The organism is Runella sp. SP2, assembly GCF_003711225.1.
GTDB lineage: Bacteria > Bacteroidota > Bacteroidia > Cytophagales > Spirosomataceae > Runella.
The window spans coordinates 3017611-3041695 of the sequence record NZ_CP031030.1 but is presented as its reverse complement, the minus strand read 5'-3'; the positions used below and the strand labels follow the sequence as shown (position 1 = coordinate 3041695).

General features: G+C 45.3%; 22 protein-coding genes. 14 read left to right on the top strand and 8 right to left on the bottom strand.

All coding sequences use genetic code 11. From position 1 onward, the window contains the following. The first annotated feature begins 56 nt into the window (after positions 1-56). Complete coding sequence (locus DTQ70_RS12710) at positions 57-2609, top strand: TonB-dependent receptor (RefSeq protein WP_122931146.1); 2553 nt, start codon at positions 57-59, stop codon at positions 2607-2609. On the opposite strand, the gene DTQ70_RS12705 is transcribed toward DTQ70_RS12710, so the two are convergent. Beyond that, positions 2587-3150 carry a helix-turn-helix transcriptional regulator gene (locus DTQ70_RS12705; protein ID WP_122931145.1) on the bottom strand — a complete coding sequence of 188 codons (564 nt, stop codon included), beginning with the start codon at positions 3148-3150 and terminating at the stop codon, positions 2587-2589. The two genes, DTQ70_RS12710 and DTQ70_RS12705, sit on opposite strands and share 23 nt — an antisense overlap. 657 nt (positions 3151-3807) lie before the next feature. Between DTQ70_RS12705 and DTQ70_RS12700 the strand changes: the two genes are divergently transcribed. From DTQ70_RS12700 to DTQ70_RS12650, 11 genes are all read left to right on the top strand, one after another. Continuing rightward, positions 3808-5343 (top strand): 7TM diverse intracellular signaling domain-containing protein, encoded by a 1536-nt coding sequence (locus tag DTQ70_RS12700; RefSeq protein ID WP_164489994.1) that lies wholly within the window; start codon positions 3808-3810, stop codon positions 5341-5343. 38 nt (positions 5344-5381) lie between these two features. Further along, positions 5382-6959 carry an NAD(P)/FAD-dependent oxidoreductase gene (locus DTQ70_RS12695; RefSeq protein WP_122931143.1) on the top strand — a complete coding sequence of 526 codons (1578 nt, stop codon included), beginning with the start codon at positions 5382-5384 and terminating at the stop codon, positions 6957-6959. 343 nt (positions 6960-7302) lie between these two features. Next, positions 7303-7857, top strand: coding sequence for an RNA polymerase sigma factor (locus DTQ70_RS12690; RefSeq protein WP_122931142.1), 555 nt, complete (start codon positions 7303-7305; stop codon positions 7855-7857). After that, positions 7835-8608 (top strand): hypothetical protein, encoded by a 774-nt coding sequence (locus DTQ70_RS12685; RefSeq protein WP_122931141.1) that lies wholly within the window; start codon positions 7835-7837, stop codon positions 8606-8608. Before DTQ70_RS12690 ends, DTQ70_RS12685 begins: the two co-directional genes overlap by 23 nt. Positions 8609-8632: 24 nt before the next feature. Next, complete coding sequence (locus tag DTQ70_RS12680) at positions 8633-9754, top strand: hypothetical protein (RefSeq protein ID WP_122931140.1); 1122 nt, start codon at positions 8633-8635, stop codon at positions 9752-9754. Positions 9755-10028: 274 nt separating this feature from the next. Beyond that, positions 10029-11456, top strand: a complete 1428-nt coding sequence (locus DTQ70_RS12675) for an AHH domain-containing protein (protein ID WP_122931139.1) — start codon at positions 10029-10031, stop codon at positions 11454-11456. After that, positions 11453-12181, top strand: a complete 729-nt coding sequence (locus DTQ70_RS12670) for a hypothetical protein (RefSeq protein ID WP_122931138.1) — start codon at positions 11453-11455, stop codon at positions 12179-12181. Before DTQ70_RS12675 ends, DTQ70_RS12670 begins: the two co-directional genes overlap by 4 nt. Before the next feature lie 4 nt (positions 12182-12185). Beyond that, positions 12186-12671 (top strand): hypothetical protein, encoded by a 486-nt coding sequence (locus tag DTQ70_RS12665; RefSeq protein ID WP_122931137.1) that lies wholly within the window; start codon positions 12186-12188, stop codon positions 12669-12671. Between the two features lie 24 nt (positions 12672-12695). Next, positions 12696-13082: a hypothetical protein gene (locus tag DTQ70_RS12660; protein ID WP_122931136.1), complete on the top strand. Its 387-nt coding sequence runs from the start codon at positions 12696-12698 to the stop codon at positions 13080-13082. Positions 13083-13696: 614 nt separating this feature from the next. Beyond that, a complete protein-coding gene (locus tag DTQ70_RS12655) occupies positions 13697-14314 on the top strand; it encodes a CoA pyrophosphatase (RefSeq protein WP_122931135.1) in 618 nt (205 codons plus the stop codon). A gap of 164 nt (positions 14315-14478) precedes the next feature. Then, entirely contained in the window at positions 14479-17430 is a 2952-nt protein-coding gene (locus DTQ70_RS12650; protein ID WP_122931134.1) for a DUF2723 domain-containing protein, read from the top strand. Positions 17431-17493: 63 nt separating this feature from the next. On the opposite strand, the gene DTQ70_RS12645 is transcribed toward DTQ70_RS12650, so the two are convergent. Next, positions 17494-17877, bottom strand: coding sequence for a DUF423 domain-containing protein (locus DTQ70_RS12645; RefSeq protein WP_122931133.1), 384 nt, complete (start codon positions 17875-17877; stop codon positions 17494-17496). A gap of 111 nt (positions 17878-17988) precedes the next feature. Between DTQ70_RS12645 and DTQ70_RS12640 the strand changes: the two genes are divergently transcribed. Beyond that, positions 17989-19044, top strand: coding sequence for a glycosyltransferase family 9 protein (locus DTQ70_RS12640; RefSeq protein WP_122931132.1), 1056 nt, complete (start codon positions 17989-17991; stop codon positions 19042-19044). A gap of 259 nt (positions 19045-19303) precedes the next feature. Then, positions 19304-20920 (top strand): replicative DNA helicase, encoded by a 1617-nt coding sequence (gene dnaB, locus DTQ70_RS12635; protein WP_122931131.1) that lies wholly within the window; start codon positions 19304-19306, stop codon positions 20918-20920. Here dnaB and DTQ70_RS12630 read toward each other — a convergent pair. Genes DTQ70_RS12630 through DTQ70_RS12605 form a run of 6 tightly spaced genes read right to left on the bottom strand, consistent with a single transcriptional unit; the run spans position 20917 to position 23946 of the window. After that, positions 20917-21213 (bottom strand): DUF6916 family protein, encoded by a 297-nt coding sequence (locus DTQ70_RS12630; protein ID WP_122931130.1) that lies wholly within the window; start codon positions 21211-21213, stop codon positions 20917-20919. The genes dnaB and DTQ70_RS12630 overlap by 4 nt on opposite strands. A gap of 12 nt (positions 21214-21225) precedes the next feature. Next, positions 21226-21726: an N-acetyltransferase gene (locus tag DTQ70_RS12625; RefSeq protein WP_206019711.1), complete on the bottom strand. Its 501-nt coding sequence runs from the start codon at positions 21724-21726 to the stop codon at positions 21226-21228. A gap of 4 nt (positions 21727-21730) precedes the next feature. Further along, a complete protein-coding gene (locus DTQ70_RS12620; protein WP_206019709.1) occupies positions 21731-22243 on the bottom strand; it encodes a phage tail protein in 513 nt (170 codons plus the stop codon). Positions 22244-22256: 13 nt separating this feature from the next. Next, complete coding sequence (locus DTQ70_RS12615) at positions 22257-22766, bottom strand: phage tail protein (RefSeq protein ID WP_122931129.1); 510 nt, start codon at positions 22764-22766, stop codon at positions 22257-22259. Positions 22767-22826: 60 nt separating this feature from the next. Next, positions 22827-23330 carry a phage tail protein gene (locus tag DTQ70_RS12610; RefSeq protein WP_122931128.1) on the bottom strand — a complete coding sequence of 168 codons (504 nt, stop codon included), beginning with the start codon at positions 23328-23330 and terminating at the stop codon, positions 22827-22829. A 31-nt stretch (positions 23331-23361) separates the two neighbouring features. Further along, complete coding sequence (locus tag DTQ70_RS12605; RefSeq protein ID WP_122931127.1) at positions 23362-23946, bottom strand: hypothetical protein; 585 nt, start codon at positions 23944-23946, stop codon at positions 23362-23364. Between the last annotated feature and the right edge of the window lie 139 nt (positions 23947-24085).

Genomic DNA, 24085 nt, shown 5'->3' with positions numbered 1-24085 from the left:
TTTTGAACTTACCTAAAAGCGTTATATTTTTGAAAAAATAACGCTTTTGATTTTCGATGAAATTCTCGCTACTTCTTTTGGGTTTAGGCGTTGTTAACGTCGTGGTAGCACAGACTACCGATACTACTTCACTTTCTAACCGTGTTTTTAAGCTGGACGAAGTAGTAGTCTCGGCTTCGCGGGTGCAAGAAAGTGTACTTCGGTCGCCCGTAAGTATTGAAAAAGCAACAGCACAAGAGTTTCGTCGGTCGGCTCAACCGTCGTTTTTTGATGCGCTCGAAAACAGCAAAGGGGTTCACATGATTGTGCCAAGTTTGGGGTTTAAGGTGCTCAATGCGAGGGGATTTGCCAATACAACCAATGTTCGTTTTGCGCAATTGATAGACGGCATTGACAATCAGTCGCCGCACATTGGCGCTCCCGTTGGTAATGCGTTAGGGCCTAGTGACCTAGATATTTTGAGCGTAGAAGTCATACCTGGAACGGCCTCGGCTTTGTACGGAATGAATGCAATCAATGGATTGGCCAATTTTCAAACCAAAAGCCCGTTCGACTACCAAGGGTTGCAACTGCAACAAAAATTAGGGGTAAATCATATTAAATCAGAAGGTGTTTCGCCCCAACTTTTCAATGAAACGAGTATTCGTTTTGCCAAGGCTTGGAACGAACGTTGGGCCATGAAAGTAAATACGACTTTCACAAAAGGATACGATTGGCAAGCCAATGACAAAACCGATATTTCCCCCAACATCAATGCTTCGGCGGGGCTTTTGGGCAACGATAACCCCGCTTATGACCCCGTGAGTGGCTACGGTAATGAGTCTTCCAATCGTCGAACACTCACTTTAGCAGGACGGAGCATTGTGGTGGCGCGCACGGGCTACCGCGAAGCCGATGTAGTGGACTATCATTTTCAAAATCTCAAGGGCGATGCAAGCCTCTACTTTCGCCCCCGTAAAGGCTTAGAAATCAATTATACCTACCGTTGGGCGTATCTCAATAACGTTTATCAACGTTCGAATCGCTTTCAGTTGGCCAATTACCTGCTCCAACAACAGGCGTTTCAACTGAAAGGACGGGCGTTTCAAGTGCGGGCGTACGTAACTTCTGAAAACACGGGAAAGTCGTATAACTTACGCTCGATGGCTGAGAATATTGACCGTTCGTTCAAGTCAGATAATCAGTGGTTTACGGACTTTCAGTCGCGTTTTCTGGAGGTTCAAAATCAAGGGACATTGGCCGATGCTTTGCGTCAAGCACGGACGTATGCTGACGCGGGTCGTCCACAACCACAATCCGACGTTTTTCAACAAACCTTAGCTCGTTTGCAAGACATCAACAATTGGGATGTGGGGGCGGCGTTGCGGGTAAAAGCAAATCTGTACCACGCCGAAGGGCAGTGGAGTTTGACTGACCAGTGGCTGACCGATTGGCGTAAAAAAACGGGAATGGAAGTGTTGGCGGGGTTTGACCACCGAACCTACTCGATTGTCCCCGATGGTAATTATTTCATCAATCCTGTGAGCGATTCTAAGAACCTGACCTACGGCAAAACGGGTGGTTTTCTGCAAGTGACGCAGGAGTTGTTTAGGGAAAAATTGAAACTTGGCGCTACGCTGAGGGCCGATAAAGCCGATTATTTTGACCTAAAACTAAACCCTCGTTTCACTACTGTCTATTCTTTGACGGAGTCGCAACACGTGCGGGCTTCGTACCAAAGTGGCTACCGTTTTCCAAGCATTTTTGAAGGTTTTTCCAACATCAACAGCGGTGGGGTAAAAAGGGTAGGGGGCTTGCCCGTAATGTCGCAAGGAATTTTTGAGAACTCCTACATTCGTACGTCCATCGATGCTTTTCAGGCGGCCGTGACGGCAGGAGTCAATAAATTGGGGACGTCAAAACGGGACAGCCTGATAAAGAGCAATCTGGGTCTTTTACAAAAAAACTCATACACCTATTTGCGGCCTGAATTTATTCAATCTTTTGAAATAGGCTACAAAGGGTTGTGGCTAAGACGGCGACTGTTTGTCGATGTCGATTTTTACTACAATCGTTACCGCGATTTTATGGCGCAAGTAGAAGCCAATATCCCGAACTCGACACGCGCCGATTCGTTGGGCTACATTATGCTCGACCGTACGAAGCAGCAGCGTTACCGTTTGTGGACAAACTCAAAAACCATTGTACGTAATTTCGGGACGAGCGTTGGGCTGCGGTATCGAACAGGAAATGGGCTGGTAATGGCAGGAAATGTCTCTTTTGCCCAACTTGACCGAAAAGAAGCAAACGATGGCTTGGAAGATGGTTTTAATACCCCCAAATGGATGACCAATGTGTCGATAAGCCACGACCGATTGTTCAAACGTTGGGGGGCAGGGCTTAGTTACCGTTACCAAAGTCGTTTTTACTATCAATCGTTTTTGGTGAATGGTGATGTCCCAGCCATTCACGTGTTTGATGGTCAGCTGACGTATGCGTTTGCTAACCAAAAAATAGATGTAAAGCTGGGAGGAACCAATCTTTTTAACCGATATTACTATTCGATTTTAGGCGGACCGCAAGTAGGCGGATTTTATTATTTGGCGTTTACTTTCGGAATCGGGCGTTGACTTTAATTCTGCCTGGCGTAACCTTTTGGTATTTTTTGAACACAATCACAAACTTAATCGGAGTAGTGTAGCCCAAAAGGTCAGATACTTGTTTTACCGAATATTGACCACTTTCAAGGAGCTCGCGCGCTTGTTGCATTTTGTGCTCCATAAAGTATTGATGGTAAGGTGTTTGATACAAGCTTTTAAACACACTTTTAAACTTGCTTGGACTTACTTTAAACGAACTTGAGACTTCGTCAATGGGGGGGATTCTAAACGAAAAATCAGAAACAATTTGTTCGTGTAATTGCTGGATTTTTTCGATAAATTCATCTTTGAAGAGATGCGTTTCGTCAGTAGAACTAGGTAGGTTTTTGGGCGATAAGGTATTGATTGAATTGGGAAAAAGTTTGATTTCAGAGTGAATACAACTAAACGGAATTCGATGTTCAATAAGGAGACTGAGTACTTGACTTGAATCGCTTTCAGATATGACGATATTGATCAGTTCACTTTCTGAGGAAGGCAAGGGAGTAGTTGTAATGGTTACGGTATTCATTTTACAATTGTTTAAGAGAAAGAGGATGATAAATAAAAGAGGAAACCAAATAGGTTTAAATTGGGTTAAATATTTGATAATCAATGTACTTGATGATTAAAAATAACGATTGACTGTGCGTAAGCACTTGGGTGTAGATAAAAAAGCAAATACCAAAAATGGCCTATTTTCTGTCCATTCACAGCGACATTCCATTTATGTTTTGCTCGAAACACATTAAACCAATGAACAAATTGTTTGCAAAGTAGTTTTGGCTACATTCATAAATTTTGCGGAATCATTGCTGTAACAGTTAGCTCTGATGGCGTCTAGCCTTGAAAAGCATACAAAGTAGTCCCATAAATCGCGTATGTTGATGTGAATGTATTGAAAATGATACTTAAGTAAAAAAAATAGGGTTTAAAAAATATACATCAATACAGTTTGGTAAAATAAGATAGATATAAAAAGCTTATTGTTGTATCAATTTTAGAAGAAAAATATACTTACGTATATATACTCTGAAGAATTCCAACTTTTGTAATACACAAATCACATTATAAGACATACTTTCTTTGACCTGTGAGATATTATATATTGTTTTTGTTAGGATGCTTATTAAGCACCTTTTCGGGAAAGAGTCAGCCACACTCCGTACTTCAATACAGGGAAACGAAGGTGATTTCGCTGGGAAACCATATTGAGTTTTATGAAGATAAAAGTCAACTGTTTGGTATAGAAAAACTTCAAAAACTTCCGCCAAAAGCGTTTCAAAAAAATACTAAAACGGCTCCTAATTTTGGCGTCCGCAGCTCAAAAGTATGGTTGAAGGTATTGGTCGAAAACCAAACGGCTGAGGCTCTTTATCTGCTTTGCGATGAAGAAAATATTTTCAAAGTCGAGGTGTACGTAATTAATCAAAAAGGTGAAGTAAACTACTACAAGACAGGCTTTTTAGAAAAATACAACAGCCGATTTTTTCAAAATAATCAGCTGACAGTACCGCTGGGAACATATCCCCAAACACTTTATATTGGCATAAGTGGCGATGCTACTTTGCTGGCGTCGATGTACGTGGCGTCGGAGAAAGCGCTGGCGAGTTGGCAACACTGGAACGATACTTTTGAAGGTGCCTTTTTGGGATGGATGTTACTGGTGTTTTTGTATAATTTATTCATTTTCGTACAATTACGCGAGCGCCTTTATCTTACCTATTGCGTTTATGTGATTACGTGTACGTTTGTGGTGATTCGACTCGAAGGGATTGGTTTTGACTTACTTTGGCCCGAGTATCCATCTTTTAATCGTTGGATAGACACCCCGTCGGTGATTAATACGTGGTTGGTCATTTTGTTTGCGATGCAGTTTCTTCAAACCAAGGCCATTGTGCCGCGCTTGCATCGTATTCTGCAAGTATATTTGGGGATGGTATCTTGCTTGCCGATGCTTGAATTTTTTAATGTTCGTCCGTTGTCTAACAACCTTACAATGCTCTCATTTTTGATAAGTTGTGCTTTGCTGATGACAACGGCCACCACCGTTTTTTGGAAGGGACTACGACAAGCTCGGTTTTATTTGTTGGGGTGGACGGTATTTCTTGGCTCGGTGGTCGTTATTACGTTGTGGAAAATGGGAATTATTACGAGTACTCATTTTTTGGTATATAATGCTTTCCCTATTGGGACAATGTTAGAAGCGGCGCTTTTTTCGTTTGCCCTGGCCGACCGCTTTCGTATTTTTCGGCAAGAAGCCGACGATGCGCGCTCATTGTCGCTGAAACGTTTGGAAGAAAACGAAAAACTATTGGCTGAATACCAGCGAGTTCAGGAGCAAAACCGTCAATTGCAAGCGAAAGATTCCCAGGTTATTCTCCAAGATGCCCCCCAACCGCTCAAGCGCCTATCGGTGCCATCAATGAACGGCGTGCTTTTTTTGCCGTTATCGGATATTATTCGTTTACAAGCAATGGGAAGTTATTGCACCATTTTTTTGACCCAACATAAAAAGGTGATGGCCTCCAAACCGCTGGCTGACTTTGAGCCTTTTTTGGTAGAAAATGGGTTTGTGCGTATTCATAAGTCGCACCTTATCAATGTTGGTCAGGTAGCGCGTTACATCAAAGGAGAGGGCGGAAGTGTGGTGATGACCGACGAAAGTGAAGTGAGCGTATCACGTACGAAAAAGGCCGAGCTACTCGCAATTTTAGGGATTTGACGTACCTTTGCGCTTTTTAAAGGCTAAATCCCTTTCAAATGTATCAATCATTTCAACTTACGCTGCCACCCGACGTGGCACTCGACGACGCTGCTTTTCAACAACACGTGGTTCGTCATTTGGGGCTACAACAAGCCGAAACCCTCACAATTCGCAAACTAAAGCAGTCGATTGACGCCCGCTCACGGCAAGTGAAAGTCAACGTGACGTTGGAGGTGTATGCCGATGAAGTGGCTCCGCCAGCGATTGCCTACCAAAAAAGCTACCCCGACGTATCCCAAAAGCCTACAGTGGTGATTGTGGGTTGCGGGCCTGCGGGGATGTTTGCCGCCTTGCGCCTGATTGAATTGGGCTACAAACCCATTGTGCTGGAGCGCGGCAAAGACGTGCGAGCGCGTCGGCGCGATTTGGCAGCAATTAACAAAGAACACATTGTGGACCCCGATTCCAATTATTGCTTTGGCGAAGGCGGAGCGGGGACTTATTCCGACGGTAAATTATATACTCGTTCCAACAAAAGGGGCGATGTACGACGAATTTTGGAAATCTTGGTGGCGCACGGGGCTACCGAACAAATTTTATACGATGCCCATCCGCACATTGGCACCAACAAACTCCCACCGCTGATTGCCGACATGCGCGAAAGCATTCTGCAAGCAGGCGGAGAAGTGCATTTTAACACTCGAGTGGCGGATTTTATACTGGATAACCAGTCTGAAACAATGCGCGGTGTCATCACGTCCGACGGTAAAGAATACGTAGGATTGGGGGTGATTTTGGCGACGGGACACTCGGCCCGCGATATTTTTGAATTGTGCCATCAACGAGGCGTTTACATTGAAAGTAAACCTTTTGCCGTAGGGGTGAGGATTGAACACGCCCAAAGCCTGATTGATTCGGTACAGTACCATTGTGCCGACAGGGGGGCGTATTTGCCCGCGGCTTCGTACAGTTTGGTGACCCAAACCCGCGTCAATGGCGTGCAGCGGGGCGTATTTTCGTTTTGTATGTGTCCAGGTGGGTTTATTGTCCCAGCGGCCACGGCGCCAGGTGAGTTGGTGGTGAATGGCATGTCGCCTTCACGGCGCGACTCACGTTTTGCCAATTCGGGCATGGTGGTGAGCATCGAAGAAGCCGATTTAAAGCCGTTTGCCAAGTTTGGACCGTTGGCGGGACTAGAACTTCAAAAGAAAATAGAACAAAAAGCCTGTGCCATCACGGGGGGCGGGCAAGTAGCGCCTGCGCAACGGGTGCAGGATTTTATCAAACAGCGCACGTCAGGCAGTTTGTTGGAAACTTCCTACCAACCTGGGTTACAGTCGCTGGATTTGCGCGAGTATTTGCCGCCGCACATTGCCGAGCCGCTGCGGTTGGGTTTGCAAGATTTTGGGAAAAAAATGAAGGGGTATGTCTCAAACGAGGCACAGTTGATTGGGGCCGAAAGTCGGACGTCGTCACCCGTGCGCATCCCCCGCGACCGCGAAACGGCAGAACATATTCAAACCAAGCGCCTCTTCCCGTGTGGTGAAGGGGCAGGCTACGCGGGCGGCATCATGTCAGCGGCCTTAGACGGTACGTTTGTGGCGGAGTGCTTGGTGAAGCTTTATGGGAAGTAGGGAAAGGGCAAGTGTGGCATGTGCGTTGGGATTCTTAAGGTGTGCGTTGGGATTCTCAAATCCCAACGAAGGGGTTGCTCACAACCCCGATTGTCTTCGCTTTTGGCCTCGCGGGGATTTGAGAATCCCCGCTCACGGCTAGAAAGTATTGGCTGAATCGTGCGTTGGGATTCTCAAATCCCACCGAAGGGGTTGCTCACAACCCCGATTATCTTCATTTGTTGTCTCGCGGGGATTTGAGAATCCCCGCTCACCATAAGCAGCATTAAATTTTTTTTACTCTTCAGGCAACCCATGGGGTTATTTCTGCATTTCTATCATTGAAACCAAACGAAGCAAACCCGTGTATCGCTGGCATAAAGTTGTTGAAATGTGCAAAGAAAACAACCGATTCGCGCAGAATAGGCTGTACGAGGGCTTTGCCGCGCGATTGTTTCGGCTTTGTATGCGTTACGTTCGGCACAGCCAAGACGCGGAAGAAGTGCTGATGAATGGTTTTTTGAAGTTTTTTAGAGGCTTACCCGATTTTGAATACCGCGATGACCCCAGCCTAGAAGCCTGGCTCAAACGTATCATGGTCAACGAAGCCCTCATGCATCTTCGTCAACAAAAGGCATTGCCCGTGTTTACGGATACCGACGAAGCGGATAACGCCTATCAAATAGAACCTCCCGATGCGTCGATTGATGCGGAAGCCATCTATGCTACACTGCTCGAATTGCCCTCAGGTTACCGAATGGTGTTCAATTTGTACGTCGTTGAAGGATTTAAACACGAAGAAATCGCCCAACAATTGAACATCAACGTCGGCACTTCCAAGTCCCAGTTGAGCAAAGCAAGGGCCATGTTACAACAACTTTTAAAACAAAGAGGCTATGAGCAATACGGAACGATTTGACGAATGGGTGAGGGGAGAACTGGACAGCCTCGATAGTCCACCCGAAAATTTTCGGTCGGGGATGGTTTGGCAGCAATTACAGGCCGAACTCCATCCTGTTGCAAAAGAAAAACCGTTGTTTGTCCGTCAAAAAAAGGACATTCGTTACCGCATTGCCGCAGCGGTAGGGCTACTGCTGTTGGTAGGAGGAGTGGGCTGGAGAATGCAGTGGTTTGTTGGTAAAAGAACGGATAATCAAGTAGCAAACCAGCGTGTTGAGGTGCTGTCTAACCAGCCTCTAATCACAGTAACGAAGGAAAAGACTAGCCCAAAAGTGACACCCGAACGGTTGATTGTTCGCAAAAAATTAGCGGTGGCATCGTCGCCTGCGCCCCACTTTGCGCCTGCTCCGACCCTTTCCGAAACCGAGCCAAACCACGAAGCAACACTTCCAGCCATTGAACCTGAACCTCTGGTGGTCGCCAAGGCGGAGGCTGTTCCCACAACTCCCGAAGTAGCTGCGGCGTCAATGCCCGAAGCGAGTCAGACAGCTGCGGTAAAACCATCCCGTTTTTCTATTACCAAAAACAAAACCAAGCCTTCGTTTAAAATCGTCCATGCCAATGAATTGGTTGATTATCAGAAAGTAGAAATGGCCGAAGCCCGCGAAAAAGAGGCCAAAGCCAAAGGGTTTGTGGTGATTAACTGGCAAACCAACAGCAGTAATCAGTCGGCAAGTAGCATCATGACGTACCTCAGAAGAAAAGATTAAAACACTCAAAACCCCGTAATTACCATGAAAACCCTCATCACAACGATGCTCGTAGCGAGCATCCTTAGCCACGCTTTTGCCCAAAATTTGCCAGGAACAAAACTTTGGGTACTCGAAAAGCACAGTCGTTACCAATTTGACTTGGAAAAAGGGAACAAGCTTATTGTGTATGCCCCCAACGTGCGCAGTTTACAACAGTTTCAAAACATCGACTCTACCCTTGCGTTGTTTGTCAGGGATTTTAAGAAAATAAAAACGGGGCTGGAAGAAACGACCAATGCGCGTACGGTCATCTACAAACCCCTCAGCAACGGGCAGTACCAACTGGATTTGAAAGAACATACTTCGACCCAACAACGCTTCCAACTTAGGCCGCAAAGTCCAGAGCCTTTGTTGCTGAAAACCTCCCAAGATACCCTGCTCATTGTGCAAAATGCCACTGCTCCCATTCAAATTAAAGTAGGAAGTCCGAACGCCAAAAGTTGGGTTGAAAATGAGTCGGTGTATTTTTGTTTTGTCTTAAACAACTTAGAAGATGTCGAGGGACTTGTTGAAACTTCGACGGCCAATGCGCACATACGGAAGGCGCTGGAGGATGTGAAAAAATACACGGGGCACGACCTGACCGACGAGCGTTTCTCGTTTGAATACACCGACACGCCTTTGTCGGGAAGGATGTTCAGAAAAGTCCAAAATAAAAAAGAAGATTTTATTGCCGTTCACCCTTCGTTTGGGGTTGGTGTATTTCGGAATGAATTGGTGCCCAACTCGCAAGTGGACTTTACGTTTGTTCCCAACAAATACAAAATGATAGGCTATACTTTGGGTTGGCGGAGTATGTTTTTTACCGAGCGCAACGACCAAACCAGGCGTTTTACGACCCATAGCAATGGTTTTGTGCAGGTGGGCGTTACTTTTTATGATTTTAGACGCCCCTCATCGAAACGCATAAATACCGAAAAAGTACTGTTTGGTGCGTATTTGGGGCATTCGGTGACCAGAAATGGGCCTATTTTTGACAAAAACACCTGGAATTTTTCAATGACGGTCACGACCTATGGCATGTTTAAGATACAGCCCGAAATCTATTTTAACGGCTTCTTCAAAAGCGTCCAACCTGGTTTACGATTACAGATTGGGATTTAATCGTGCGTTGGAATTCTCTTTGTGCGTTGGGATTCTCAAATCCCAACGAAGGGGTTGCTCACAACCCCGATTGTCTTCACCTGCGGCCTCGCGGGGATTTGAGAATCCCCTTCTACGAGCCACAGGTAATTTGAGCTACTACACCCACGAGCCATACCTCTAGAAAAGCAAATGTGACAACAAGGTAGATTCTGTACGCCGCTTTTGGGGACAAGTACATGGCCCCAGCTACGATTTTTGGTCGGTCTTTAGCAATGGCAAAAAGTACTATGTCATGCGAACCTACGAAAATCTCTACCAAGAGGTGTACTACTACGTGCCTTATGGTGGAAGCGAATACAAGGTCTTTTATCCAAAAAGAGGCCAAACGGCAGGTGATGCTTTCGCCGATGCAGGCTCTAAATTGGTCTTTGATGTGGGAGTAATGATTGCTACGGGCGGAGGTGCCTCGGTGTCCGAAGTGGTTGTTACAAACGTAGCCGATGCGTTTATCTCGGCCCTCGAAGAAAGCAATGGTGATTTATCCAAGTTTAAGTCGGAGTTAGCCATCAATTTGGCCTTGAGTAGCTTTGATTTTGCCGAAGCAGCAGGGCCTGTGTTCAAAAACTTGGTCAATAAATTCAAACCCAGTTGGGGAACATTTACGCAAGCGGCTCGCACTAAACTCAATACCTTGCGGACACAAACGGGCTGGTTAGCTCAAATGACGAGCCACAAAAACAGCCTTTCGCCTAAACTCCTCCCCAATTATGGAAAAGTAATTAAGGGGTCATTGAGTACAGTGGTGAGTGGTCTATCAAGCATCGGTGCCAAAATTGACCATAAAAACAAACAAATCTTGGATGCAGGCGGCAAGGTCATTGCTACATTCAAAGACAAAGCCATCAAGTTTACCGATAAAGTTATCCCAGCGGGCTGGACAAAGAAAGAAACCCTCTATGATGTAGAAGTAGAAGAAATCGTAAATGGTGTTCCAACTCGACGTAAAGTCGATGTGGAGGTGTATGAGGGAAGCTGTGTTACCTCGCCTAACCCTAATAAACGTGTGGCGGCTGGCGATGAGTGTAAGTTACTAAAAAAAGTATTCAAAGACCTTAGTGGTTTTGCTGATTGGAAAAATTATGTGCTGGATAAAACCGTTTTCAGGCAACGATTAGCAACAACAGCAAAGAGTTATCAATTGGCTTCTCAATATTGGAATAACCGCCATTTGTATCCCAACCATCCTGCTTTTCAAGGTGTTAGTAGTTTTGATGATTTTTTTCAAAACATATTTTTAACAGGCTATAACTTCCAAGCCCACCATGTGTTATCTCATAATATACTAAGCGAAAATACAAAGTTGCAAGAATTGTTACATTGGGGTTTTCAGAATAATCATAACTTTGATTTTGCAGGTGAAGAAAACGGGGTAATGATGTTAGCTTATAAAAACATGACACTTCCTAATGGCTCTGTTGTAAAAGAAGGGCACCATGGTAACGCCCCAAAGTATGACAACCAAGTTAGAACATTTCTGGCGAGTATATTAGGTAGTTATTCGCCTTCGTGGAGTCCACAAGATAAAATTGACGCTATCAAAAGCATAAAGAGGTATATTAGTTGCCTTAAAAGCCAAGTAGTAGGCGTTTGTGCAACAGCAACACCTGCCACTGGCGTAAATGGTAATCCTCTCAATTCATTAACTATCAATTGCCAATGAAATTTTACCAATTAAAAATTGAAATAAGACCTGGGCAAAAAATTTATCCTTCTGCCTATTTATCCCCCGAAATGAAGGGGGCTGAGTTCATCCCTGATGGAGGTGATACAAAGAATTTTTTTAAGCAACCCATCGAAAAATCTATCAATAATACATCTCTTATTGACGATGTACCTGTTTTTGATTTTTTTGTATTGAAGGAATTGTATGGCAAAAGAAAAAAAAAATTCGATTGGATAAAACTCAATGCCTATGATTTTGTTGTCGGTCATTACACAATAAGTTCTTGCTTTTTAGTATCAGAACAGTTCAAAGAAACTATCACTGCTTTCTATCTTCCTCGGCATAAGTTTTACCCTGCTAAACTGATGTACAAAGGCGAAAAATTAGATTATTACATTTTTCAGTTGGGCGAAGAAACCAAAATAGCTTTTGAAAAATGCGCTTATGCTGATAGGAAAAGTGGCATCATACAAACAGCGGTCGAACTTGGCATTCATAGTAAAAATGACTACTTAGATAAAAGGGGAACATTTTTTGATAAGGGTTCTGTATTAGATATTCATGATTTTGTATTAGACAAATACCACGATTATTTTATCAGTCGGGAATTATTCAAAGTAGTGAGCGAGCCGCTCAAAGAAGCATTAGAAGCCGCAGGACTTACTGAGGGCTGGAAATTTGAAGACATTAGCCCACGTACCATTACATTTCTAAACCCCTAATTTTATGAAAACCCGAATTTTACTTTTAACAGGAGCTGCTGCTGTGTATGTAGGCTACCGCTTATTCCAAAACTACCGTACCAAATCGGGTACGCAAAGCTTAATCAAGCAGTTAAAAAAAGACCCAGCCGTAGGCGAGGCTTTTGCCGAGGAGCTTTCTATCACCGTGGCCAAACAAGCCGTTTCTAACCCCAATTGGCCACAAACCCTCCAACCTTACTTAGAAGGGCAACAAACACGGCTGGGAGATTTTGTGATGCAACACGCCCAAACTCTTGCAGATGGAAGCTACCTTTTGGTCACCATTGCCGATTACCGCGAAACCTCCCAAGCCAGCCGAGGTGCAGCCACTAATGATTTGCACAACCTCAATTTTGTCCTAAAAACCACTGATAACCAACATATTCTGTACTCCGACCTCCACAACGACTTAGTAGATAAAACCTTACGCAGTGATTTTGCCCAAACGCTTTTCAAACACATTCAATAATTCTTTTCATTTAACCATCCATTTATGTTCAAAAGTCTTGCTTCCTTTTTTGTTATTGTTGTTTTATTGGTCGGTTGTAAGTCCAAAACCGAGGAGTGCGTCGCCCCTGCCATTGATAAAAATCTGGTAGGTACGTGGAAAGCCGTCGTCATCGAGGATAGTGAGGAGTCGGGTACAGGTACGCTCACTTTCAATGCCGATGGTACCATCAACGACCCAGGCAATTTATTTTTGGGCAGTCCCGTTACCAAGTCCACTTGGAAGGTAATAGGTGGGGATGTAGAAACCACATTTGCTACCAGTGGTACTTCCGTTTCTTCGGTGTCGTTTACCTTCAAAGTCAAAGAAAACACCTGTACCAAAATAGTCCTCGATGTGTTCGGGCTTTACACCGTCGAGCTCACCAAATAAGGGGTTGCTCACAACCCCGATTGCCTTCGCTTGTGGCCTCGCGGGGATTTGAGAATCCCCGCCCACGGCTAGGAAGTATTCTTCCCGATGGTGCGTGCGGAAAGTGTGTTTTTTAAAAGTATGTTTAATCGTGGGTTGGGATTCTCAAATCCCAACGAAGGGGTTGCTCACAACCCTGATTGTCTTTACTTGTGGCCTCGCGGGGATTTGAGAATCCCCGCCCACGGCTAGGAAGTATTCTTCCCGATGGTGCGTTCGGAACGTATGTTCTTTAAAAGTATGTTTAATCGTGCGTTGGGATTCTCAAATCCCAACGAAGGGATTGCTCACAACCCCGATTGTCTTAGCTTGTGGGCGGGGATTTGAGAATCCCCGCCCACAAGCCCCTACGAGTCACCCCTCTTCCACGATCTCCCCTAGAAATCAATAGAAATTAGCAACATAGCGTCTAGTGCTTCCAAACAAAACGGTGCGACGGGCAGTTACACGGGGGCTGCGGTAGGCAATTATTTTGAAAATTGTGCAAGAAAATCATTAGTTTTTTGTAAAAAAAAGATTAATAAAAGCATAATACCGCTAAATTGCGCTTTCGTAAAAGTATTAGTAAAGTAACGATGCCGTTTCACGATTTTATACATCACCTCGAACAACAACTGCAGTTGCCACTGCCGGGGCAAGACGCGCATCTTAAAATGGCCTCGGCCAATCGGCTGCGGTTGAAAGCTCAGCCCAACGAAAAAACGCGCCGCTCGGCCGTCTTGATTTTGTTTTATCCTTACCGCGATAAAATCTTTGCCCCCCTCATTCTCCGCCCCAAATACGACGGAGTACACGCAGGCCAAATGGCTTTTCCAGGAGGACGTTATGAAAAAACGGACGAAAACTTGATACGTACCGCACTTCGCGAAGCCCAAGAAGAAATTGGCATCAAAGCCGCCGACGTGAAAGTGCTGGGTAAACTGACGGAATTATTTATCCCTCCCAGCAACTTCTTTGTGCTGCCCGTGGTGGGCAAACTCCCCTACAAACCCGACTTTTACCCCGACCCTCGCGAAGTAGAGGCTGTTCTCGAAGTGAGCCTCGATGAGCTGCTCGACGAAGGGGTGATAGGCCGTACGCAGCTCGAAGTGCGCGGGGTTACCATCGAAACCCCTTTTTACGATATTCAGGGGCATAAAGTGTGGGGTGCTACCGCCATGATGATAAGCGAGTTGACGACGCTTCTTGGATAATATCCTTCTTTTAACAACTTTTAAGACCGACGTTTCGTCGGCTTTCTACCGAATTTGCTAATTTTGGCACGGCTTTCGTAGAAGAATGCCAAAGTAGCAACCCAATTGGTGTCCCAATGTACTGATTGTAAACTCAAGACTTTTCACATTTCTACTAATTATTCATGTCTAAATTTAACCGAATAAACACCCTCTCTGGCTGGCTCGTATTTGCCATAGCGCTAGTCACTTATGTACTTACCGTAGAGCGTACAGCAAGCTTTTGGGACTGCGGCGAGTTTATCGCCTGTTCGTACAAACTCCAAGTACCACACCCTCCAGGAGCACCACTATTTTTGCTGATTGGCCGTCTGTTTTCGATGTTGGCCATGGGCGATGTCACCCAAGTAGCGTACTGGATTAACATGGTGTCGGTGGTATCAAGTGCTTTTACCATCTTATTTTTATTCTGGAGCATCACATTGTTGGCCCGCAAAATTTTGGGTAAACAAGACGACGAGCTTTCAATGGGCGAAATCATCGCCGTGGTAGGTTCAGGGCTTGTGGGCTCATTGGCTTACACGTACTCTGATTCTTTCTGGTTTTCGGCGGTCGAAGCCGAGGTGTATGGTCTTTCGTCGTTTTTTACAGCCATCGTTATTTGGGCGGTGTTGAAATGGGAACGCATCGAAGATGAAGCCGCTGCCAACCGTTGGTTGATTTTTACTTTCTACTTAGTAGGGTTGTCAATCGGCGTTCACTTGCTCAACTTGGTGACCTTGCCTGCGTTGGCGTTGGTGTATTATTTCAAAAAATACAAACCTACTTTGTGGGGGGGAATCGCCGCGTTTGTTGGGGGCTTGGTTGTACTTTTGATTATCAATTCAGGCGTAATCGTATGGTTACCATCGATTGCGGGTAAATTTGAAATTTTCTTTGTCAACACCTTGGGTACGCCTTACTCGGTGGGTATCGTGGTGTTTTTGTTATTATTTGTGGGCGCCTTGATTTGGGGAATTCGCTACACAGCCAAAAAAGAAAAAGAAATTTGGAACGTGGCCTTGTTGTCATTTGCGTTTGTTTTGATTGGCTACGCTTCGTATTTCTTGGTGTTGGTTCGCTCTAACTTCAATCCTCCAATCAACGAAAACGACCCTAGCGACGTTATCAGCTACGTTTCGTACCTAAAACGCGAGCAGTACGGTAGCCGTCCGTTGTTGTTCGGGCCTGTGTTTACGGCACGTCCTATCAATTCGGAGCGCGGCGAACCAATTTACCGTAAATCAAACGGTCGTTATGTCATTGCCGATTACCGTCCAGAGTATGTTTATGAGAAAAACCAACAAATGTTGTTCCCTCGCGTACACAGCAACCAAGGGAATCACCCGCAGTTGTACCGCGACAAGCTTAATTTGGCCGAAGGTCAAAAACCAAGCATGGGCGACAACCTGTCGTTTTTCTTCTCGCACCAGTTGGGGCACATGTACTGGCGTTATTTCTTGTGGAACTTCGTAGGTCGTGAGAGCGACGAAGAAGGCGCGGGCGGACTTCGTCCGTGGGATACTAACGAAGGTTTGCCCGATGTAATGGCCAACAACCGAGCTCGTGATAATTTCTACATGATTCCGTTTATTTTGGGCCTTTTGGGAATTGTCATTCAAGCTTTCCGCCGTCGTACCGATTTCTTGGTAACGGGCTTGTTGTTTTTGATGATGGGCATTGCCCTCGTGGTTTACCTCAACTCTCCACCAGTTGAGCCGCGCGAACGTGATTATATTTACGTAGGGTCGTTCTACATTTTTGCGTTCTGGATTGGGCTCGGTGTCTTGTTTATTTACGATTTCTTGACCAAGTTTTTGCCATCGGCCGCTACGCGTGCGGGGATTGCTACGGCTTTGGGATTGACGGCGCCGTTGTTGATGGGGGCTAAAGGTTGGGACAACCACGACCGCAGCCACCGTTATCATTCGGTTGATTTTGCCAAGAACTTGTTAAATTCTTGCGCGCCAAACGCCATCTTGTTTACGGGAGGCGACAACGACACTTTCCCGCTTTGGTACGTGCAAGAAGTAGAAGGCTTCCGTACCGACGTGCGCGTTTGTAACTTGAGCTTGTTGGGTACTGACTGGTACATTAGCCAAATGAAGCGTAAAACGTACGAGTCGCAACCACTTCCTATTTCATTGGAGTACGACAACTTTGCGGCAGGTAAAAACGACATTGTGCCTTTCTACGAAATGCCAGCCGTGAAAAATGGTATCAATTTGAAAGAATACATGTCGTTGGTAAAACAAAATAACGCGGCGATTCAGGTGCCATTGACGAGCGGAGAAATGACGAGCATTTTGCCATCGTCGGTGTTGGTGTTGGGTATTAATCCAGAACAAGTGCAAAAGATGAACATCCTTAAATCGGAGTTGTCGTCGTTTGTAAAAGATACCATGCAGTGGAACATCGGTAAGCGTGATTTGTACAAGTCTGACCTTATTATGCTCGACATCATCGCGACCAACGACTGGAAGCGTCCGATTTATTTCTCGGGAACGTTGACCAACGAAAACTACCTCAACTTGAAAGAGTACATGCAGTTGGAAGGGTATGCGTATCGCTTGTTGCCTGTGCGTGTTCCAGGTGCATCAGACGGTTACGTAAATACCGACATCATGAGCGAAAACTTGATGAAGAAGACCTTCTGGCGTGAGCTTGACAATGCCAATACCTACTACGATGGTACGTTCAAAGGTTCGCCAGCTTTCTCGGCGCGTATCGCGTTCATGCGTTTGGTGGATCAGTTGATTCGCGAAGGTAAAAATGACAAAGCCAAGGCGGCCATGAACTTTATTTTGGCCAAAATGCCAGACAAGACCATTCCTTACGACCAAATTTCGGCCAACTACGTAGGGTTCTTGTTGAACTTGGGCGAAACCAAAAAAGGACTTGAAATTGCCAATACAATGGCGACGCGGGCAGAATCGGTATTGAAATACAACATTCAGCACCATACCAACCAAGACAGTAATATCCAATTGTACATCCTTCAAACGCTTGCAAATGCGTGTCGTGAAGGAAAACAGGATGCCGCTGCCAAGAAATACGAGGCGTTGTTGCAACAATACATGACAGCACTCGGTGGCTAGTCTGTGAATACAATAAAAAAAAGGCTGCCTTATTGGGCAGCCTTTTTTGATGGAAAGGTGTGCTTACTTTTTACCAGCGGCGAGCAGCAGAAGCACCCAGCCAATAATCATCAGCGTACCACCAATGGGCGCGACAGCGCCAAAGGCGCGAATTCCTGTAAAACAAATGGTGTACAGCGAGCCCGAAAAAATAACAACGCCCACCAAAAAGGCATAGCCCGACCAGTTGTAAAAGCGCTCAGCACTGACGGCGCAGTTTTGGAGTAAAATACCAATCAAAACGAGGCCAATGGCGTGGTAAAACTGGTATTTTACGGCCGTTTCAAAGGTATCGGCTCGGCCGCTGGTTTCGAGCATGGCTTTGAGCGCATGGGCGCCAAAAGCTCCTAGCGCCACGGCAAGTGCTCCTAATAAAGCACCTGCTTGGATGAAAAATTTATCATTCATACGAATTGAAAAAACGTTTTTGAACCAAAAATAGATTACTTTCTTTATAAATCCGTTTTTAGGCTAACTTTGTAATTAGAAACTTACCATAGGATTTTGACTTCCAACGGCATGAGCTTACCAGATTTTGTTACACTTTGGAAACATCGCTACCGAAAATATACCTACATAGCCCAAGAATACGTACTCGCATTTGTCACAATCGTACGTTTTTTGGGGTTAAAATTGTCATTTTTGGGCCGTAAAAAACTGGTGGCTATCATTCGGACGGAACACTTTGGCGACATTGTGGCGGCCGAACCCCTTGCCCGTCAGGTACGAGAAGCACACCCAAACGATTATATAGTGTGGGTTGTAAAGCCTGCTTTTAAAGAGTTGGTCGCTACGCATCCTGCCATCAATGAAGCGTGGGCACAGCCTACGGTGTTACGCCGTTTGTTGGTTTTTAATTCGGGCGTTTTTGATAAAGTATATAACCTTGAATTTTGGCAAAGTAATTTGGACGCCATCAGCGGAAGGGTTCACAAAAATGAAGTGGCAGCTGCAAAAGGTATAACTGTATTTAATTACTTTGAAAAAGGTAATTTGCTGACTGTCTTTCAATTGTGTGCTGATTTACCCATGAAAGATGACGCCCCCCAATTGTATATTCCAGCGGCGGACACACAAATAATTGCGAATTTAAACTTGCCCCAGAAACTAATTGTGATTCATTGCAGTTCCAATTATCCAGCCAAAGATTGGTCTGTTCCCAATTGGGAAAAGTTGATTCATTGGTTGATTGAAGACTTGGGCTATACGGTGGTGGAAATTGGGCTAAAAAGCAAAAATTCGGTGAGGAGTACCAAGTACATTGACGCCTGCGGAAAGTATTCGTTATTACAAACGGCGGAAATCATTCGGAGAGCACAGTATTTTATCGGGATAGACAGCGGGCCTGCTCATTTGGCAAATGCTGTAGGTACGTATGGTATATTGCTTTTTGGTAAATTAAATAACTTCGATACGTACATGCCATACTCAGGTGACTATCAAAATGGCCGCAATGCTCGTTTGTTGTGGCAAACGGGTAAAACGTGCGCAGCGCTTGAATACCAATGGGTTCGGGGAGAAATAGAGGTAATTTTGGCAAAAAGTTATAAAGCACAGTTAACCGTTATCAGTTAATCGTTAACCGTGTAGGCTAAGTAATTGTGCAAAATTAAAATGGATACTATCAATCATATAACTCCTTTAACCCCACGCCTTCAGGCTGGGGTGGAAAAAAAAGCCCGCGTAAAGCTCTCATATTGTATCCCCAGCCTAAAGGCGTGGGGTTAAAATAGAATTAAGCGAGTATAAAATTTTAGTAAGTAGTTAGTAATCAGTACAAATAACGGTTAACAATTAACTGTGCGAAGCAATCAAGTAGTTTATTTTGACACAAATGGAAAACGATAAGTCCCATAATTTTCTTCGAAAAGGCACGTCAGGATATGGCTCGCGAGCGGCAAATAATAACCGCTGGTTGGAGTCGGGAGCGGGTGCAGGAAAACTTCCACCTCAAGCACTTGAGCTGGAAGAGGCAGTGCTGGGGGCTTTGATGATTGAAAAAGACGCGCTCAACGCGGTTATTGATATTTTAAAGTCGGACAGTTTTTATAAAGAAGCGCACCAACGCATCTATAATGCGATTATTACGCTCTTTACAAACTCTGAACCTATTGACTTGTTGACGGTTACGACTCAGCTGCGTCAATTGGGCGAGCTAGAAGTAGTGGGTGGAGCACAGTACATTACGGCCCTAACCACCAAAGTAAACTCCGCAGCGAACATCGAATACCACGCTCGGGTGATTGCGCAAGCGTCGATGAAGCGAGAAATGATTTCGGTCGCGTCAAAGATTTTGCAAGACGCATTTGAGGATACGACCGACGTTTTTACCTTGCTTGATACCGTAGAACAATCGCTTTTTAAAATTTCCGAATCCAATATCCGTAAGAATTACGCCGACATGAGCGCGCTCATGACCGAGGCATTACGCGAGTTGGAGCGCCGTCGCGAACAAAAAGACGGTCTGACGGGCGTCCCCTCAGGTTTTACGCAACTCGACCGCCTCACGTCGGGTTGGCAACCTACCGAATTGGTGATTCTTGCCGCTCGGCCAGCGATGGGTAAAACTGCGTTTGTAGTTTCAAGCCTACGAAATGCTGCCGTGGATTTTGGAATGCCCGTGGCGATTTTCTCTTTGGAGATGTCGGCGGTGCAGCTGGTCAATCGTATGATTTCGGCCGAAGCCGAGATTGACAGTGAAAAATTAAAGAAAGGAAACTTAGCCCCGCACGAGTGGACACAACTCCACCAACGCATCGACCGACTGATGCGGGCGCCTATCTACATTGATGACACGCCAGCCTTGTCGATTTTGGAATTACGTGCCAAATGCCGCCGTTTGAAACAACAACACGACATTCAAATGGTCGTGATTGACTACTTGCAGCTCATGCAAGGTGATAGCAGCAAGGGGGCAGGAAACCGCGAACAAGAAATTGCGTCGATTTCGCGGGCGTTGAAAAACTTAGCTAAAGAACTTAATGTCCCTGTGATTGCCTTGTCGCAGTTGAGTCGTGCCGTCGAAACCCGTGGTGGTGACAAGCGTCCGCAGCTGTCTGACTTACGTGAATCGGGCTCAATCGAGCAGGACGCGGACATGGTTGCGTTCTTGTACCGTCCTGAGTATTATGGATTTACGCAAGATGAAGCGGGTAATTCAGTACAAGGAGTAGGAGAAGTGATTGTCGCCAAAAACCGTAGTGGCTCGTTGGATACCATTCAGTTGCGGTTTATTGGTAAATACACCAAATTTGCCGATTTGGATGGTTTTTATGGCGCAGCTTCCTCACCTACGCCATCGTTTAATCCAGAAGCTAGGGCACAAGCGGCGAGTTCGTTTGACAACCCACCTGCTTCGACTGGCGGAACTTTTAAAAGTAAAGCCAACGATTTGGGCGATATGGGGATGAACTTTCCACCCCCAAATCCGCTAGATGAGCCTCCGTTTTAGCTAAATACAACCTCATAACGCATCCCTTTGGCACCAGGGCCGATGGGCACCATAAAAAGTTGTACATCCCCCGCAGTGGGGTGCGTTAAGGTAAAAGTACCCTGCAAGTAGTACTGACGCGTCATGTCTGTCTCAAACTCTAGTGTAAAAGGTTGACGGTAATTGCCGACACCAGTGCTCCACGCAGAAACGCGGGTGAGTTGAGCAGGGTGACTTGTTTCCGACGCAAAATGGATGGTAAAGTCCTGATTTAGATAGGGTTGAAAATCAGTGATTTGTAAGGTATCAATCATTTTCTACAAAAGTTAAGAGGTAGGATCAGGTTTCCATTCGTACAAATGGTACACCGTATTAAATTCTCCGATTTTTTTAAAGCCCAAACGCTCGTACAAATGCAGGGCGGGGTTGTTGTATTCCACATGAATTGTCACCGATTTACTAAGATCAGCTCCTTGGCGAAGCACTGCCTCTAGGAGCTTGCTGCCCAAACCTTGGCCTCGGTAGGGTGGCAGGATAGCAATGTCCATAATACGTACTTCGGTGGGGCTGTACTGCCAATGCACATAAAGCCGTCCGATTGCCTGCTGCTGTTCTGTTTCGATGATTTGTAAGTCTGCGCCTTTGTACAATTCTTGGTAATACTGGTGCTGGGCCATAAACTGCTGGGTCACAAAAGTGCGCTTTTGCGCTTCGGTCCAGTCAGGTACTAGGGCCAATTCCTCGGCCCTAGTACTGGCATAAATTTCTAATAAAGCAGGCAAATCTGCCTCATTAATGGGTCTTGCGCTAAAAAACATTTCACTCATTCGATTACGTGCGAGGAGGAAAGACTCCTTGCAATGCAATATTAAAATAAAACGTCAGATAAGGCATCATGTTATTATGAGGCTGATCGCCGCCTGCGGGTGCCATTGCATTCACTGACATTGAAGCAAAATTGCCCCCAGGTGATGAATTATAGACGCCTGCACGTGCGACATAAGCACCCCCAGGATTAGACTGTAACCCTCCGTCATTGACCACACGCAAAGTGTGGCTATGGGACGGAATCTCACTTTCTAATAGAGAGACGGTTTCACTGCCTCCAGTTTCACCCAAATCGTGTAATGACAACCCAGGCCCTTGCCCAGGGTGCATAGGGGCTCGGCCTTGCAGATCAGGGAGGGCAAAATTACTTTTTCCATTGCCCCCATAAGTAGTGCCTAACAGTGAAAATAAGGCAGTATTTTGAGACAAGGGTAATAACTGACCGTCGCACCATGCCCAGCCTCTTGGGGCGAAATTAAAAGGGAATATGCGGATTTCTGCTACAAATGGATCCATGATAATGTTGGTTTTAGGTAGGTGAAGGAAAAATGCCAAATAGGGATATAATAAAATCTACACACAAATACGGTTGAAAATTAGTATGTGGTTGGGATCCTCCAGTAGAGCTCACCGTCTGCGGTGGAAAATTTACTACCCCACCTGAAGAATCCGTGGAATAACCATCAGCGGACGCATTTCGGGCAAATGTAGCCCCCGCAGGGGTGCTTCCAGTTCCAGGAGAGTCATTGCCCAAAAATGGATGGGAATGGGCTGGAATTTGATTAACTGTCAAGGTAATTTCTTCGGCACCACCAGTTTCGGCCAAAATAAATCCACTCCCTTGGTGAATAGGAAGGCGTCCACGCAAATCGGGAAGGGCAAAGGTTGATTGGCCATCCCCGCCGTAGGTCGTTCCAATGAGGTTAAAAAGGGTTTCGTATTCCGAAATAGGGACAAGCTGCCCTTCGCAAAACATCCATCCCGAGGGGGCAAAATTACCTGCAAACATTCGTATTTCGCCAACATAAGGTTGAGCCATAATCGTTGAAGTTTAAGGGTTAAAGAAAAGGTAAATACAATCAAATTGTAGGGTAGCCTGTTAAGTGGGGCTTGGGAAGATGCCCTGTAATGCTATTGCAAAACTCAGCGTCAGGAAAGGCTGCATGTTAAGGTGTGCCTGACTCCCACCCGTATTAGTAATCATTCCTGGGTTCATAGCTACGTTGGCCGTTCCAGAATAGAATTCAGAAGGAGACGAATTGGCAAAATAACTACTGGTAGTTGGCGCAATAGAATTTTGGGAAGCTGGAGTAGCAGTGGCTACGTGCGTGTGAGTAGGTAACTCCGCAATACTTAACGTATGAGCCTGCTCGCCTCCACGCTCGCCTAGCGTATGACCACTGCCTACGTGAATAGGGGTTCGGCCACGCAGGTCAGGTAATCCAAAATTGACGCGTCCGTCACCGCCAAAGGTAGTACCTAAGAGTGAAAATAGTCCTTGGTTTTGGTTGATGGGAAGGAGTTGCCCATTACATAGCGCCCAACCTCTGGGAGCAAACACAAAACTCATGATCCGAATTTCGGACAAAAAAGGTTCTGCCATAACATTTGAGGGTTTAGTAAAACAATAAAAATTAAGATAAAGGTCTTGATTCCCAGAGGGTATATGTGTTCTTTTTGAGGAGAATATTTGTAGTAATGTGGTTGCTCGCGTGAAGATACGTTTGAAGATGTACTTCACCTTTGGCACTAAGATAGCGCCCCGTCGTACTGGCTTTAAAAGGAAAAAGGGTGGCAAAGGTAGTAGTTTCTAATTGAGCAGAAGCTTCGGCGATGGTTTGTAATTCAAACAATGACCAGCACGCAATTTTTTCCCAGTTTCCTGCTGCTTGGCGTTGCCAAAACGGAATCATCAAATCTAGGGTGCCTAACGTTGGGTGCGTTTTTTCAAACACCTGAAAACAGTACTGCTGTTGTTCATAAAAGTAAACCCGATTTTCTGCTTGCGTAAATTCTCCTGATAGAACGGCAGGTAGGGGTACTGGTAAAGTGCCAGCGGAAGCAACCGAAACGGATTCAATGGGACAAACACTAACAAGTTGCGACAACCATTGAGACCATGTTGGGGGAGAAGAAATAGGCAATTGAGCATAACCCGATAAAAACGGAAGGCTGCCCAAGGAAGTACCTAATAGCTTTATAAACGGCCGTCTTTGCATAACTGAGTAAAAATAGAGTTTTTTCAACGTTGACGGAGATACATAATAACTACTTGCCAAATATGCTTTATTGGTATAGTTTTTTTACAGCTCCACGAACAAAGATATAAAAAATAGTACATTAAAATTATTTTTATTG

Bases quoted from the DNA above. Each gene is read 5' to 3' on its own strand.
- DTQ70_RS12705 (WP_122931145.1), bottom strand. From the start codon at position 3,150: ATGAATACCGTAACCATTACAACTACTCCCTTGCCTTCCTCAGAAAGT.
- DTQ70_RS12680 (WP_122931140.1), top strand. From the start codon at position 8,633: ATGAAAACCCTCATCACAACGATGCTCGTAGCGAGCATCCTTAGCCAC.
- DTQ70_RS12665 (WP_122931137.1), top strand. From the start codon at position 12,186: ATGAAAACCCGAATTTTACTTTTAACAGGAGCTGCTGCTGTGTATGTA.
- DTQ70_RS12605 (WP_122931127.1), bottom strand. From the start codon at position 23,946: ATGCAAAGACGGCCGTTTATAAAGCTATTAGGTACTTCCTTGGGCAGC.
- DTQ70_RS12625 (WP_206019711.1), bottom strand. From the start codon at position 21,726: ATGAGTGAAATGTTTTTTAGCGCAAGACCCATTAATGAGGCAGATTTG.
- DTQ70_RS12670 (WP_122931138.1), top strand. From the start codon at position 11,453: ATGAAATTTTACCAATTAAAAATTGAAATAAGACCTGGGCAAAAAATT.
- DTQ70_RS12710 (WP_122931146.1), top strand. From the start codon at position 57: ATGAAATTCTCGCTACTTCTTTTGGGTTTAGGCGTTGTTAACGTCGTG.
- DTQ70_RS12630 (WP_122931130.1), bottom strand. From the start codon at position 21,213: ATGATTGATACCTTACAAATCACTGATTTTCAACCCTATCTAAATCAG.
- dnaB (WP_122931131.1), top strand. From the start codon at position 19,304: ATGGAAAACGATAAGTCCCATAATTTTCTTCGAAAAGGCACGTCAGGA.
- DTQ70_RS12640 (WP_122931132.1), top strand. From the start codon at position 17,989: ATGAGCTTACCAGATTTTGTTACACTTTGGAAACATCGCTACCGAAAA.
- DTQ70_RS12650 (WP_122931134.1), top strand. From the start codon at position 14,479: ATGTCTAAATTTAACCGAATAAACACCCTCTCTGGCTGGCTCGTATTT.
- DTQ70_RS12675 (WP_122931139.1), top strand. From the start codon at position 10,029: ATGCGAACCTACGAAAATCTCTACCAAGAGGTGTACTACTACGTGCCT.
- DTQ70_RS12620 (WP_206019709.1), bottom strand. From the start codon at position 22,243: ATGGATCCATTTGTAGCAGAAATCCGCATATTCCCTTTTAATTTCGCC.
- DTQ70_RS12655 (WP_122931135.1), top strand. From the start codon at position 13,697: ATGCCGTTTCACGATTTTATACATCACCTCGAACAACAACTGCAGTTG.
- DTQ70_RS12645 (WP_122931133.1), bottom strand. From the start codon at position 17,877: ATGAATGATAAATTTTTCATCCAAGCAGGTGCTTTATTAGGAGCACTT.
- DTQ70_RS12685 (WP_122931141.1), top strand. From the start codon at position 7,835: ATGAGCAATACGGAACGATTTGACGAATGGGTGAGGGGAGAACTGGAC.
- DTQ70_RS12660 (WP_122931136.1), top strand. From the start codon at position 12,696: ATGTTCAAAAGTCTTGCTTCCTTTTTTGTTATTGTTGTTTTATTGGTC.
- DTQ70_RS12695 (WP_122931143.1), top strand. From the start codon at position 5,382: ATGTATCAATCATTTCAACTTACGCTGCCACCCGACGTGGCACTCGAC.
- DTQ70_RS12615 (WP_122931129.1), bottom strand. From the start codon at position 22,766: ATGGCTCAACCTTATGTTGGCGAAATACGAATGTTTGCAGGTAATTTT.
- DTQ70_RS12610 (WP_122931128.1), bottom strand. From the start codon at position 23,330: ATGGCAGAACCTTTTTTGTCCGAAATTCGGATCATGAGTTTTGTGTTT.